The organism is Paenibacillus favisporus (genome assembly GCF_040545415.1).
GTDB classification, from domain to species: domain Bacteria; phylum Bacillota; class Bacilli; order Paenibacillales; family Paenibacillaceae; genus Paenibacillus_AQ; species Paenibacillus_AQ favisporus.
On sequence record NZ_JBEPLV010000007.1, the window covers coordinates 68,333 to 82,077 of the forward strand.

Sequence of the window (13,745 nt, forward strand, 5' to 3'; positions counted from 1 at the left end):
GAGCATCGCTCTCTCCCCGTTTCTATACATCCGGCTCAGCCGGCCTCCAACCGGCCCCTGCATCCCGGGCTACTCTTCATCGGCCGCCTGTCTTGCATGATTGTACAGCTGCTCATAGTATCCGTGCATGGCCAGCAGTTCGTCATGGGTGCCTTCCTCAATCGCCCGGCCGTCTTTCATGACCAGAATGCGGTCGGCGTGCATGACCGTGGACAGCCGGTGGGCGATCACCAGCGTCGTCCGCCCGGTGGACACGTTCGCCAGCGCGCTTTGCACCAGCTGCTCCGTATGCGAATCCAGGTTGGCGGTCGCCTCATCCAGGATGAGGATCCGCGGCTCAAAGACCATGATCCGCGCGAAGGAGATCAGCTGCCGCTCCCCGGCTGACAGGCCGCTGCCCCGCTCCGATAGGAGCGTGTCGTATCCGCCGGACATCCGCATGATCATGTCGTGCGCGCCGACGAACCGGCAGGCATCCATCACCTTTTCTCGGGAGATGTCCTCCTGAAACAGCCGGACGTTATCGAGGACGGTTCCCGCGAACAGATAGGGCTCCTGCTGGATCAGTCCGACGAGACGGTGGAGCTGCTGCTGCGGAATGTCGCGGATATCCGCCCCGTCGATTTTGATGCTGCCGGAATTAACGTCATAGAACCGGTTCAAAAGGCTGATCATCGTGCTCTTCCCCGCTCCCGTTGTGCCGACGATGCCGACCATCTCCCCGGGCTTCAAATGGAGGTCGAGATGGGGAATGACCGGCTTGGATTCCGAATAGCCGAAAGAAATGTGATTGAAGTCGACCCGTCCGCGGGCTTCGGACAAGCGCAGCCGGCACGTTTTGTCAGGCTCCGGGTCCTTCACTTCGGGCTCGGTGCTGAATATTTTCCAGATCCGGTCCATCGATACGGTCGTCGACTGGAACGTGTTCCACTGCATCGTGATCTGGTTGATCGGCTGGAAAAACTGCCGGATGTAGCTCGTAAACGCGTACAGAACGCCGACGGCCATATGCTCATGGAATACCGCCAGTCCGCCCAGCCAGACGACCGTAACGAGGGCGACGTTGCCCAGAATGTCGAAGGTCCGGTTAAACAGCACGTTGGCGCGGACCTCCCTCATGTTCGCTTCCCAGTAGCTCTGGTTATTTTCGTTAAAACGCCGGGTCTGCTCCTCTTCCTGGCGGAACGCCTGAATCAGCCCCATCCCGGACAAATTCTCCGCAATGAATCCGATTAACCGCGACAAGCGGCTCCGGGTTACCTGGTACGCCTGGCGTAGATAGCGGCGGAACAGGAAGGCCACGAGGCCGATGACGGGCAGGACGATCATCGAATACCAGGCGAGCGTCGTATCGAGCTGAAACATAAAGACAATGATCAGTACGAGGGTCATGCCGTCGCGGATCAAGCTGAGCAGCACCTGTGTGAAAAACTGGCTGATCGTCTCCGTGTCGCTGGACACATTGGTCACCAGACTGCCGCGGTGCACGCGGTCGAAATAGGACATTGACAGCTTGGAAATATGCTGGAACAGGTCCTTCCGGATCCGTGCCACGATGCTTTGACCCGCGTACTGCAGCAGGTTATTCTGCAAATACGTGAATAAGAAGCTGACGATCGAAATGCCGAGATAAATGCCGGCGATCGTGGCGATATACCCCATATCCCTGCCGCCGACAGCCAAATGATCGTCGATCACGATCTTGACCAGATACGGCTGCAGCAGATCGGCGGAAATGCCGAGGATCGCGCAGACAAATACGCCGGCAAAAGCCCACTTGTGCGGTTTGCCGTAAGCCAGTATCGCCCTGAAGGCTTCAAATGATCTTTTCTTTTCCGCTGCATCCTTTGCTTGCGTTGCCTTGAGGGCAGCGGCTGAAGAATTAGGCATGCTGCAGTCCCTCCTGTTGAATCCGGTATAAAGATGCATATGGCCCTTCCGGCCAGGCCATCAATTCCTCATGGCTGCCCCGCTGGACAATGCGGCCTTGATCCAGCACGATGATTTCATCGGCATGCTGGACGCTGCTGATCCGGTGCGCGATAATGAGCGTCGATTTGCCGCTGCGCTCCCGGATCAAATTGCCGAGGATGCCCGATTCCGTCATCGCGTCGACGGCGCTCATGCTGTCGTCGAGAATCAAGAGCTCGGGCTTTTTCATCAGCCCTCTCGCCAGACTCGCGCGCTGTCTTTGACCGCCGGACAGCGTAAGGCCCCGCTCGCCGAGCCGGGTCTCAAATCCCGCTTCAAAGGAGTTGACGCTTTCCAGCAGCAAAGCCTGGGCCGCTGCCTCGCGGATTTGCTCGATGCTGGCGGAGCGGTCGCTGAAGGCGATATTGTCGGCGATATCCGTGCTGAACAAAAACCCGTCCTGCGGCACATAGCCGATCTTGCGGCGCAGCGACTCCAGGGTCACGCGGGTAATATCTTGACCGTTTACCTTAATGCTGCCGGCCGGGGGTTCATAAATGCGCAGAAGCAGCTTTGCCAGCGTCGACTTGCCGCTGCCGGTGCGGCCGATGAGCCCGACGGTGCGGCCTTCCGGAATGGTGAAGCTGACGTCCTTAAGCGCTTGTTCCGACGTCCCCGGATAAGAGAACGTCAAGTGGTCCACGGCGATATCCCCGATGCGGGCAAGGTCCGAAGCGTCGTCCTTGTCCCTCACGCTCGGCACCCGGGCCAGCAGCCGGTTGACGCGTTCCAGGGAGGCTCCCGAGCGCTGCATCATGTTAATCACGTTGCCGATCTGCTGCAGTGGTCCCGTCAGCATCCGGAGGTAGAACGTCAGCGCAACGAAGCTTCCAAGGGTCATCCGGCCCTGAATCGTCATATATCCGCCGACCAGCAGTGAAACGACCAGGGATAACGCCCCCAGAAAAGGAAGCAGCGCCTGGAACAAGGATGACATCCTCACCAGATGCAGCTGCGCGCTGCGCACCCCGTCGACCGTCTCGTCAAACCGGCGCTGCGCCGTCTCCTCGATAGCGAACGTCTTCGTGACGCGGATGCCCCCGATTTGCTCATCGGCGGATTCCGTCATCGTGGCCAACCCTTCCTGCACATCCATCGACCGGTTCCGGATGCGGGGACCGAAATAAATGACCAGAAACGGAATGGCGACCAGCGGGCACACGCTGACCAGAATCAGAGTGACCGGTATACCTGTAACCAGCATCATGACAACACAGGAGATGACCATGAACACGGCGTTGGTCGTCTGCGTGACTCCGAATGAAATCGCTTCCCGAACCGAAGTCACGTCGTTCATGACATAGCTGAGCAGCTTGCCGGTCCCCTGTTTGGAAAAAAAGTCCTCACTGAGGCGGGAAAACTGGGCAAAGATCTGTCCCCTTGTCAAAAACTCGAACCGCCGGCCGAGACGCATAATCGTAAACTGCCCTAAGCCGAACAGCACGCCATAGGACACGGCGATCCCCAGCAGGATCAGGCTGTAGCGGATGATGTCCTCGCGACCGATCGAACGTTCCTTCAGTCCATCCGTCACCTTACCGAGAATCTGCGGCAGCAGCGCCTGATCCACGTTGGACAGGATGATCAGGATGACGGCGGTCAGGTAGAGAAGCGCGTTTTTCTTCAAATAATTGGTGAGCAGTTCGAAGCTTTTCAAGAGTTCCATTCCCTCCTTTGGTTTCAATTGAATTGATATTTCATCATTACCCGCTTCCGACCCATCCATTAAAATATACCACAGAAAAAAAAGATTGGGCTTTTCCCAACCTGGCAGAGCAGCGAAAAAACCGTGTCCCGGAACGGATAAATTTTTTTTGGGGTTTACTTCTGCCTGCAAAAAAACGGCCATCCATTAATTTTGCCTCACTGGATAAATGTCCACGATCCGCAGCTCTCTTCGGCATAAGATGACAGTATGCGAAATTGCTATCAGCAAAGGAGGAGGACCGCTTGAAGATTCGTAAAGCGATCATTCCGGCAGCCGGTTACGGAACGCGGTTTCTTCCCGCCACCAAAGCAATGCCCAAAGAGATGCTGCCGATTATCGATAAGCCCACCATCCAGTTTATTATCGAAGAAGCCGCGGCTTCCGGGATTGAGGAAATTTTGATCGTGACCGGCAAAGGCAAAAAGGTGATCGAGGATCACTTCGACTCGGCGCTGGAGCTCGAATATTATTTGGAGCAAAAAGGCAAGTTCGAGGAACTCCGCAAAATCCGGGAATTTACCGGCATTGTCGACATCCACTATATTCGCCAATCAGAGCGTAAAGGTCTGGGGCACGCCATCGGGGTAGGGCGCAAGTTTATCGGAAACGAGCCCTTTGCCGTCCTGCTTGGAGACACGTTTTTTGACGCTGATCCGCCGTCGCTAAAACAGCTTATGGATGGGTATGACCGGCTGCAGACGTCCATCGTAGGCGTGCAGAGCGTGGCCGCTGACAAGGTATCGAGTTACGGCATCGTCGACGCCAAACCGCTGGTCGATTCGTTTGCGTATGTGAACCGGTTGGTGGAAAAACCCACGGTCGATGCCTCTCCTTCAAGGTTGGCCATGGTGGGCCGTTACATTTTGACTGCATCCATTTTCGATATCCTGGAAAACCAATCCCCGGGAGTCGGCGGCGAAATCCAGCTGACGGACGCATTGAATCAATTACTTGCCAAAGAAGCGATTTATACCTGCGAGATCAAAGGCCGTTGGCATGACGTCGGTGATCCGCTGGGTTATGTGAAGGCCATTTTGGCACTGACGAAACAAAGAGCGCAACTGAAGCAACACCTGCAGGACGAAATGAGCGAGCTGTTAAAAGAGGACCCTCAATCACCGGATTCCGATTCCGGTGACCCTGCGCCGTAAGCCCAAGCTTCACCCGCCTGCCTTCTCGTGATGCAGGTATGTAACGGAAAACCAATTCTAAAGAGAGGTGTCCCCGCAAATGATTGAATTGGCTTTAGCTTTTACGGATAAGGACGGAAGCTATTCCGAGCACGCTGCCGCCGCGTTGGCTTCGGTGTTCCGTAATACTTCCTCCGAGCTTCAGGTTCACATCCTCCATGACGATTCGCTCCTGGAAGAAAACAGGAACAAGCTCGCCCAGCTGGCGGCGGATTTCAAGCATCCGATCCACTTCTATCCTGTGACCCTGCCGGTGGAGATGATGAATGTTCTCTCGGGAACCGGCTCCATCGACCGATGGACGTGGGGCAGTCTTTATCGGCTGCTGCTGCCAGCCGTGGTACCTGCTGAACGGGTAATCTATCTCGACTGCGACGTGATGGTCAATATGGACATTACCGAGCTGTGGGAGATTGACCTGAACGGCGGCTACCTTGGGGCTATCCACGACCAAGGCATCCTCGGCATCGCAGAAGTCGTGGCCGTCCAGGGTTTAAACCCCGAAACCTATTTTAACTCCGGGGTCCTTGTATTTGACCTCAATGCCATTCGGCAGCACGTGACGTGGTTTGAAGAAATGCTGAACTTTTTCCGCGCCTTTCCCGGCACCTCGATGCCGGACCAGGACTGCCTGAACCACGTATTCGGGGGAAACTGCCTGCTGCTGGATCAACGGTTCAACTGGTTTTACGTCCCGGGTTCCGAAATGGACCTCCAGCAAAAAATCGTTCACTTTGCCGGTGACATGAAGTGCTGGGACCCGCTTTCCCCAGGATATGTCCTCTATCAGGATAATCTGAGATTAACGCCATGGAGCAAGGAGCCGATCCTCCCGGCGCCCATCAAAAGAAGCGCGGACAGAAAAGCCCGGCATCTGCTTATGAAACGCAAAACCCGCAAACACTCGCCTAGAAAACCATCCTCCCGCCACCGGAGCGAAAGGGAACAGAGTGAAAGGGTCGTCATGAGGAAGCGGAGAAAAGCCTCCAGACACTCCAGGTACTCCCGGCGCAAATCTGCAACCGGCAGCGGCAGCAAGTCCCGCATCCTTACGATGCGCCGCAGCTCCCGCAGAAAGCATGCCATGTACATTCAGGGCTTCAGCAGCGGCATCTATTTGTAACGGCTGTCTCAAGAAAAATGCAAACAACCTCCGCCCTTCCGGCGGAGGTTGTGCTTTATTCTTCAATGTAAGTGTTGTTCCCGGCGCCCCATCCGGCCAGCATATAGACGATGGCCACGATCAGCAGGACCGAGGTCGCGGTCGTCCAGCTTCCGCTCAGGTCATGGATAAGTCCAATCAGCAGAGGTCCGACAGCGGCCAGCAGGTACCCGACCGACTGGGCCATACCGGACAATTCCGCAGCCTGTTCGGTCCGGCGGGTGCGGAGCATGAAGAACATCGTTACGAGGCCGAAGGCCGCACCGGTGCCGATTCCGACCAATACGACCGCGACCGGAACGATCGCATTCCATCCGCTAAGCAGCAGCACAAAGCCCAGAACAAAGCAGAGGAACGTCCCGATGACCAGTCCGCGCTGATTCTTAAAGCGTCCCGCCAGAATCGGCACGAAGAACGTGACCGGCACGCTGAAAAATTGCATCAGCGACAGCATCCAGCCTGCCGTCGAACCGCTCATGCCCCGATCGGTCAAAATTTCAGGCAGCCAGGACACGACCGAGTAAAATACGAAGGATTGCAAACCCATAACAATCGTGACCTGCCACGCCAGTTTCGAGCGCCAGATGCTGCTTTTCGATGAAATCCGCACCTCGCCGGTCCGATGCCGGTACCGGAGCTGCGGCAGCCAGACGATGAGCGCGATCAACGACAGGATTCCCCAGATGAGCAGGGATCCCCGCCACCCGGAAGCGAGATGATTCGACACCGGAAGGCTGACGCCGGAGGCGATAGCCGCAAAGATGTTCATCGAAACGGAATAGATTCCCGTCATGACACCCACCCGCAGCGGAAAATCCCGCTTAATCAGGCTCGGCAGCAGCACATTGCTGACCGCGATGCCGAGGCCGAGCAGAATCGTGCCGGCAAATAAAGCGGCGACCGAAGGAACGAACCGCAGGACAATGCCCAGCGTTACAGCGGCCACTCCGCTAAACAGCGTCTTCTCCATGCCCCATCTCCGGGCCAGCTTCGGAGCAATCGGGGAGACGACGGCAAAGGCCAGCAGCGGGAACGTCGTCAGCAGCCCTGCAAGGGTATGCGACATTCCCGTATCGAGCCGGATCGTTTCAACGAGCGGACCCACCGAAGTGATCGGCGCCCGCAGCGTCGTCGCGATCAGGATAATTCCAAGAACCAGCAGCAGCGCCTTCATCCCTGTGGAAACCTGGGGATTCTCCGCCGGCTGCGTAGACATTTCGTATGTTTTATTCATGATGTTCTGTATTTCCTCCTTCAGACTAATCAAGCAAGGCATCTTGGGATGCCTGGATATACGACCGGACAATTTCGCCCGCCTCCGCCGCGTCCCGGCGGATGATGGCTTCAAGCAGACGCTCATTGAGCCGGCAGTGCACAAGCACCAGATCCCAGCGCAAGCTGCCCAGCGAGAGGGAACTCGTCACGGATTCGCTAATGCTGTCATACAATTCGCTGAGCAGCCGGTTATGCGCAGCGGCGATCACCTGCTTGTGAAAGGCCAAATCGGCGATGATGTAAGCTTCCATATCTCCGGACTGTTCAGCGGCGCTGCAGGCCGCAAGCGTAAGCCGGATCTGCTTGATATCATCCTCCGTGCTCCGCTGGGCGGCGAGCCGGGCGGCTTCCTGCTCCAGCGCAGCGCGAACCTCCAGCGTCTCGCTCAGCTTGGAGCGCTCCATCCGCCGCTGAAGGACGGGACCGAGGCTGCTCGACGCGACGACGTACGTCCCGTCCCCCTGCCGCGTCCGGAGCAGTCCTGCATGAATCAGGGCACGTATCGCTTCACGGATCGTGTTTCGGCTGACGCCCAGCTTCTCCACCAGCTCCGGTTCCGGAGGGATGCGTTCCCCAACGGGCCACTGCCCTTCTTCAATCAGCTTCTCCAGCTGAGAAGCGACCTGCTCGACAAGCGTTGAACGCGTTGGACGCTGCAAGTTCATTCGAATACCTCCAAACATAGGATGTTTGGTTCATTGTAGCATAGAACTTCGGTTTCCTGCACAATTTTTTCGTTTTTGCACCATCCTCGGCCCTGAAACGCAGCAACGGCAGCCTTCACTCGGAAGACTGCCGATCTGGTGCAGCCGGGCTCTTTTAGAGCATGCTGCCTTATGCTTGAAGTTCCTTCTGCTGCCGTACTTTCTCCCGGCTACGGTGTGCACCGGGCAGGACATAGATCAAGAAGTAGTAGATTTCAACCATCGCGATCGCCGAAACGGCGTCCCAGAGGACATGCTGTTTCACGAACTGTGTCGAGGCGATGATGAGAATCGACATCGTGCTGACGAGAATCATGATCATGCGGCTCCGGGCCTTGCTTGTCAGAAAGAGCCGCATAACCATGTAACTCGAGAAGCAGTGAATGCTCGGAAAACAATTGTAGGGCTGATCCCGTTTATAAATAAATCGGACAAGCTCACTGAACGGATCGCTGCCGGTCACGACCGGCCTTGGCACCGTCGTTTGAAACACAAGATAAATGCCGTAGCATGTCATTGCGCATAACGTGTACAGTATAATACCCCGGTAATACAAATTCCGGTCCTTAAAGAAAAGGTAGACCAGGCAGGCATAGATATAGAAGATCCATACGCCGTAAGGGAGCGCAAAATATTTGATAAATGGAATAGCCAGATCCGCTTGCGTGACAAGGGAATACACGCGGTCATTCGGGTGGTTCACCAGCTGGTAAATCGACCCCAGAACGGGAAAAACGAGCATCAGTACTAGTGGGGCGAGAGGACGCAGCCTCTGCATCATTGCATTTACCTTCGTCACCATATCAAACCTTTCTCTGCCGGTTGCAAAAGATGTTAAGGGATTCCTTCGAGAACCGCTGCCTTATTGTACTGCTAGAACCGGTTTCCATCAACCATATTTATGTATGAAGCCTTTTCCAGTTTCTTTTTCATTTCCTCACAGTCTCCTCACCGAAGGATGACGGCTATGTTAACGAAAACTGAAACAGATCCTGCAGCACGACAGCGGCCGCACCGATTAATTTGCCGTCATCCCCAAGCGAAGACTGCCCCACAACCAGATCGTCCTTCAAAATACGCATGGCATACCTTGAAATATGCTCCTCAACCTTATGAAGCAGAATAGGATTGTCCTGAGCCACGTTCCCGCCTAACACGATCGCTCCCGGATTAAACAGGTTCACCAGGTTGACGATGCCTGCACCCAGATGCTCGGCGATCTCCTCGGTGATGTCCATGGCCAGCCGATCCTCTCTGGACAGTGCCTCTTTATACACCGCAGGCTCGATCCGGCTGAAGTCGCCGTCTGTCAGATCGTGGATAAGCGTCTGCCGGCCCGAAGCCATCGCCGCCATCATTCGGGAGTGCACCGCAGGCCAGCTTACCGAGTTCTCCAGGCAGCCGACGTTTCCGCATTCGCAGCGGATTCCGCTCCGGTTGACGCTCGTATGGCCGAATTCGCCCGCTCCTCCCAGCTTTCCCCGGAGGATCATGTCGTCGACAAGGATGCCCGCCCCAATCCCATTGCCGACCATAATATAGATCAGATTGGCAAAAGAGCTGTAGCTCCCGAACCGCCGCTCTGCAAGCACGAGCGAGTTGGTATCGTTCTCGACCCAGGTTTTTATCCCATAGCGGCTTTCCACGAGCTGCTTGACCGGAACGTCATTCAGGCGGAGCTTGGAATTATAGTAGACAACCCCCTGCTCAACATTAACCACGCCCGGTGTCGTGACGGCTATGCCGATGCAAGCGTCCAGGCTGCCGGTTTCGGTGACGAAGCGGTCGATCATGCCGAGCATCAGCTCGATGACGCCTTCTCCCTGCCGCGTTCCGACAGGGGCGGATTCTTTACGCAGGATGTTCGCCTCCAGGTTTAATTGAGCAACCTCGATGACTGTGTTTGAGATCGATGCGGCAAACAAAAAATGGTTATCCGGCGCAAATCGCAGCAAAATGGGCTTGCGCCCGCCGCTGGACTCTCCTCTGCCGATTTCGGTCACATAGCCTTCCCGGATCAGCTCCTGAACCGCCGCAGCTACGGTGGAGGGGCTAATCCGGTTTCCTTTGGCCAGCTCGATCCGGGAGATCGGGCCGTCCAGGCGGATTTTATTTAAAATGATCGACCGGTTCAGCTCCTGAATCAGTTTCCAATCGCCTTTTCTCATCGTTTTCAACCATCTTCCCCTTTCTTCGGCAAAATGCATCAATATATTCCATCTTATTCCATATTTACAGTAAAATATAGTTCCCAATGCTCCATTCCATGTAACATATTCCAATGACCAAAATATGCGGAAACCGATACTTTCCACTTGAAAACGCCGTTTTCCTGCCTTCCAAAAGTTTTTGTGCAAATATTTATCAAACTATTGAAAATAACAATCACCAAATATATAATCTTACGCAAATAGATGCCATTCTTTTCCTGATACCTTACATCGAATGGTCGGCTGGCATCTACTTATTTTGAATATTGGAATAAGTATGGCGATGGATTTTCGCAAGATAAGGGGGGGAAATTCGTACATCATTGGAACTGCGGCAGATCAAGAATGAGTGCAAGAACCATATTTAGAGGAGGTTATTGGAATGGCTAGAAAAATGTCGATCATCCTCGTGTTCCTGTTTCTGTTCACTGCTGTAATGACGGGCTGCGGCGGCTCTTCCGGAGAAGCCGGCGGCAAAAAAGTAATCAACGTAGCTCTATGGGATGAGAACGTGAAGGACACCGTCAACAAATCGATTGAGCTGTACAAGAAAAACCACCCCGACGTGGAAGTCAAAGTAACTTACACCCCTTGGGCCGACTATTGGACCAAATTGAAAACAAGTCTCGCCGGCAACAGTGGGCCCGATGTTTTCTGGATGAACGGCCCCAACTTCTACGCTTATGCCTCCAAAGGCTGGATCAAAGATCTGCAGCCGCTTATTGATGAAAGCAAGCTCGATACCTCCGTTTACACCGACGCCCTCGTCAATCTGTACACCTACAACGATCATCTTTATGGACTTCCTTATTTCCTCGATGCGGTTGGACTCTACTACAATAAAGAACTTTTCGACAAAGCCGGCGTGTCTTACCCGGACGGCAGCTGGACCTGGGATACGATCGAGCAGAATGCCGCCAAGCTGACGGACAAGCAGAACGGCGTGTACGGCTACACCGCTTTGATTGACAGCCAGTCCGGATATTACGATCTGATCCACCAGGCCGGCGGTTACATCATCTCCGAAGATAAAACGAAATCCGGCTTCGATTCGCCCGAGGCGCTGTCCGCTTTTCAGTGGGAGAAAAAGCTGATGGACCAGGGCTATTCCCCGAACGCCCAGCAGCAGCTTGAGACCAAGCCGCTCCAACTGTTCGGCTCCGGCAAAGCCGCCATGTTCCCCGCCATTTCCGTCAGCGCGCCCGAGCTGTACAAATTGCTGGGAGACAAGCTGGGGGTTGCCCCGCTGCCCGCAGGCAAACAGAAAGCGACGATCGTTCACGGCCTGAGCTGGGCGATGAACGAAAAAACGAAGCATCAGCAGGAAGCATGGGACCTGATCCAGGTGCTTTCCGGCAAAGAAGGCGAGCAGTACCTGGCCGAATCGGGCTTCAGCATTCCCGCTTATAAAGGAACGGAGGAAGGCTGGCTGAAGTCGATCCCTTCCCTTGACCTGAAGGTATTCGTGGACAGTCTGGACTTTGCTGTGCCGTATCCGGTGTCCGAGCGGACGGCCGAGTGGCAGGACGTGGAGACCAAGGAGCTTCAGGACGCCTACCTCGGGAAAAAGTCGTTTGAGGAAGCGCTGAAGACGATAGCCGATAAAATGAACGAGATTCTCGCGGAAGAGAAGAAGGATTAAAGAAGAGCCTTTGCTTGTATCCACTTAACCTTCGAGAGAAAGGATGGTGCTGCCGGTGAATACGCCGCTGGCCGTCAAGTCGAAAGACCCGAACCTGCCTGCAGCCCGGAAGCGGAAAACTTCCAAGCTGGCCATCCAGGAGGCGGTCTGGGGGTACGTATTTATCCTCCCCGTCGCACTGGGTCTGGCCCTCTTTTATATGGTGCCTTCCGCCGCTTCCCTGATTCTGTCCTTTACGAACTGGGACGGCATGTCCGCTCCGGCGTTCAACGGGATCGACAATTTTACCCAGCTGATGCAGGACGAGAAGTTTACGCGTTCCCTGCTGAATACGCTGCTCTACACCGTTGCGACCGTCCCGCTGTCCATCGTCTTTGCCACGCTGCTCGCCGTGCTGCTCAATCAGCATATCAAAGGGATGGTCGTATACCGCACGTTCTATTTCATCCCGGTCATCACCATGCCGATCGCGGTCGGCATGGTGTGGAAATGGCTGTATAACTCCGAGTTCGGCCTGATCAATTACGTGCTCGGGGCGATGCATCTGCCCCAGCCGAACTGGCTGTTCGACGAAAAGTTTGCGCTCATGTCGATCGTCATTGTCAGCGTCTGGACGAGCGTCGGTTACAACGCCGTCATCCTGCTGTCAGGGCTGCAGGGAATTCCGTCGAGCTATTACGAAGCGGCGTCGCTGGACGGCGCCGGCACGGTCTACCGCTTTTTCCGGATTACGCTGCCGCTGCTGACGCCGAGCTTGTTTTTCGTGCTCGTCATGTCCTTCATCAACTCTTTCCAGGTATTCGACCTCGTCTTCATCATGATGGGGCAGCAGACCTCCCTGCTCGATTCCACGCGAACCGTCGTGTACAGCATTTGGGAGGACGGCTTCAAATACTTCAACATGGGCTACGCTTCGGCGGAGGCGTTCATCCTGTTTATCGTCATCCTGATCATCACCGCGTTTCAGATGTATTTCCAAAAACGCTGGGTTCATTATCAATAACCTTCATGAGGAGGAGAGGCTGTCATGATAACCCGAACTTCCGACCGCGGAAGACGGCTGGCCGTTCATATTCTGCTGATCGCAGGAGCCGTCCTGATGGTGACCCCTTTTGTCTGGATGCTGTCCACATCGTTAAAGTCCTTTGCGGATTCCATGAAGGTGCCCCCTACGCTGCTGCCGTCGGAATGGCATTTTGAAAATTACGCCAAGGTGCTGACGACCATCGACTTCGGCACTTACTACCTCAATACGATTCTGGTGACGCTGGGCCGCACGGCCGGACAGCTGCTGCTGTGTTCCCTGGCCGCATACTCCTTCGCCTGCCTGAAATTCCCGGGGAAAAACGTCATTTTTCTCGCCCTTCTGGCCGTGCTCATGGTGCCGTCCCAAGTCGTCATGATCCCGAGCTTTGTCATCATGCGGCAGCTGAACTGGCTGGATACCTTCTATGTTCTGATTATCCCAGGCATCTTCAGCGCATTCGGCACCTTTTTGCTGAGGCAATTTTTCATGACGCTGCCGAAAGATCTGGAGGAGGCGGCCAAAATCGACGGCTGCAGCTATTTCCGGATTTATTGGAACATCTACCTGCCGCTGTCGAAATCCGCTCTCGTCTCTTTGGCTATCTTTACGATTCTTGCGGCATGGAACGACCTGCTGTGGCCGCTCATCATGACCAGCTCGGAGGATATGCGCGTGCTATCGATCGGCATCTCTTCCTTCCAGGGACAGCATTCGACCGATTATCCGCTGCTGATGGCGGGTGCCGTGATGGCTACGCTGCCGATCATCATCCTGTTTATTTTCCTGCAGCGCTATTTTATAGAAGGAATCGCTATGAATGGCATCAAAGGATAAGGAAACGAATAGACCTTTTACA

Annotated in this window: 11 protein-coding genes; 5 read left to right on the forward strand and 6 right to left on the reverse strand. The window is 55.1% G+C overall.

Annotated features, from left to right (window positions below; genetic code table 11):
• Positions 1-69 precede the first annotated feature (69 nt).
• The gene (locus ABID47_RS26625) at positions 70-1,890 is read right to left on the reverse strand and encodes an ABC transporter ATP-binding protein (protein WP_145141973.1); all 1,821 of its coding nucleotides are present in this window, start codon (positions 1,888-1,890) and stop codon (positions 70-72) included.
• Positions 1,883-3,637, reverse strand: coding sequence for an ABC transporter ATP-binding protein (locus tag ABID47_RS26630; RefSeq protein ID WP_435530672.1), 1,755 nt, complete (start codon positions 3,635-3,637; stop codon positions 1,883-1,885). Before ABID47_RS26630 ends, ABID47_RS26625 begins: the two co-directional genes overlap by 8 nt.
• 284 nt (positions 3,638-3,921) lie before the next feature.
• Between ABID47_RS26630 and galU the strand changes: the two genes are divergently transcribed.
• Together galU and ABID47_RS26640 are read left to right on the forward strand one after the other, a co-directional pair.
• Positions 3,922-4,830, forward strand: coding sequence for a UTP--glucose-1-phosphate uridylyltransferase GalU (gene galU / locus ABID47_RS26635; RefSeq protein WP_354501313.1), 909 nt, complete (start codon positions 3,922-3,924; stop codon positions 4,828-4,830).
• A gap of 79 nt (positions 4,831-4,909) precedes the next feature.
• A complete protein-coding gene (locus tag ABID47_RS26640) occupies positions 4,910-5,992 on the forward strand; it encodes a glycosyltransferase family 8 protein (protein ID WP_354501315.1) in 1,083 nt (360 codons plus the stop codon).
• Between the two features lie 55 nt (positions 5,993-6,047).
• Here ABID47_RS26640 and ABID47_RS26645 read toward each other — a convergent pair whose 3' ends face one another.
• The 4 genes from ABID47_RS26645 to ABID47_RS26660 form a co-directional block, all read right to left on the reverse strand.
• Positions 6,048-7,265: a CynX/NimT family MFS transporter gene (locus ABID47_RS26645; RefSeq protein ID WP_435530673.1), complete on the reverse strand. Its 1,218-nt coding sequence runs from the start codon at positions 7,263-7,265 to the stop codon at positions 6,048-6,050.
• Between the two features lie 25 nt (positions 7,266-7,290).
• Positions 7,291-7,971, reverse strand: a complete 681-nt coding sequence (locus ABID47_RS26650; protein ID WP_354501317.1) for a FadR/GntR family transcriptional regulator — start codon at positions 7,969-7,971, stop codon at positions 7,291-7,293.
• A 169-nt stretch (positions 7,972-8,140) separates the two neighbouring features.
• Positions 8,141-8,812 (reverse strand): phosphatase PAP2 family protein, encoded by a 672-nt coding sequence (locus ABID47_RS26655; protein WP_354501319.1) that lies wholly within the window; start codon positions 8,810-8,812, stop codon positions 8,141-8,143.
• A gap of 163 nt (positions 8,813-8,975) precedes the next feature.
• Complete coding sequence (locus tag ABID47_RS26660) at positions 8,976-10,178, reverse strand: ROK family transcriptional regulator (protein ID WP_354501947.1); 1,203 nt, start codon at positions 10,176-10,178, stop codon at positions 8,976-8,978.
• Positions 10,179-10,602: 424 nt separating this feature from the next.
• On the opposite strand from ABID47_RS26660, the gene ABID47_RS26665 reads away from it, so the two are divergent.
• The 3 genes from ABID47_RS26665 to ABID47_RS26675 are packed head-to-tail and all read left to right on the forward strand — an operon-like array spanning position 10,603 to position 13,723.
• Positions 10,603-11,862, forward strand: coding sequence for an ABC transporter substrate-binding protein (locus ABID47_RS26665; protein WP_076174264.1), 1,260 nt, complete (start codon positions 10,603-10,605; stop codon positions 11,860-11,862).
• Between the two features lie 55 nt (positions 11,863-11,917).
• Entirely contained in the window at positions 11,918-12,865 is a 948-nt protein-coding gene (locus ABID47_RS26670) for a carbohydrate ABC transporter permease (protein ID WP_145029706.1), read from the forward strand.
• 24 nt (positions 12,866-12,889) lie between these two features.
• The gene (locus ABID47_RS26675) at positions 12,890-13,723 is read left to right on the forward strand and encodes a carbohydrate ABC transporter permease (protein WP_145163120.1); all 834 of its coding nucleotides are present in this window, start codon (positions 12,890-12,892) and stop codon (positions 13,721-13,723) included.
• Positions 13,724-13,745: the final 22 nt, after the last annotated feature.

Coding starts and splice junctions, on each gene's coding strand:
- ABID47_RS26625 (WP_145141973.1), bottom strand. CDS start 1,890: ATGCCTAATTCTTCAGCCGCTGCCCTCAAGGCAACGCAAGCAAAGGAT.
- ABID47_RS26630 (WP_435530672.1), bottom strand. CDS start 3,637: ATGGAACTCTTGAAAAGCTTCGAACTGCTCACCAATTATTTGAAGAAA.
- ABID47_RS26640 (WP_354501315.1), top strand. CDS start 4,910: ATGATTGAATTGGCTTTAGCTTTTACGGATAAGGACGGAAGCTATTCC.
- ABID47_RS26645 (WP_435530673.1), bottom strand. CDS start 7,265: ATGAATAAAACATACGAAATGTCTACGCAGCCGGCGGAGAATCCCCAG.
- ABID47_RS26650 (WP_354501317.1), bottom strand. CDS start 7,971: ATGAACTTGCAGCGTCCAACGCGTTCAACGCTTGTCGAGCAGGTCGCT.
- ABID47_RS26655 (WP_354501319.1), bottom strand. CDS start 8,812: ATGGTGACGAAGGTAAATGCAATGATGCAGAGGCTGCGTCCTCTCGCC.
- ABID47_RS26660 (WP_354501947.1), bottom strand. CDS start 10,178: ATGAGAAAAGGCGATTGGAAACTGATTCAGGAGCTGAACCGGTCGATC.
- ABID47_RS26665 (WP_076174264.1), top strand. CDS start 10,603: ATGGCTAGAAAAATGTCGATCATCCTCGTGTTCCTGTTTCTGTTCACT.
- ABID47_RS26675 (WP_145163120.1), top strand. CDS start 12,890: ATGATAACCCGAACTTCCGACCGCGGAAGACGGCTGGCCGTTCATATT.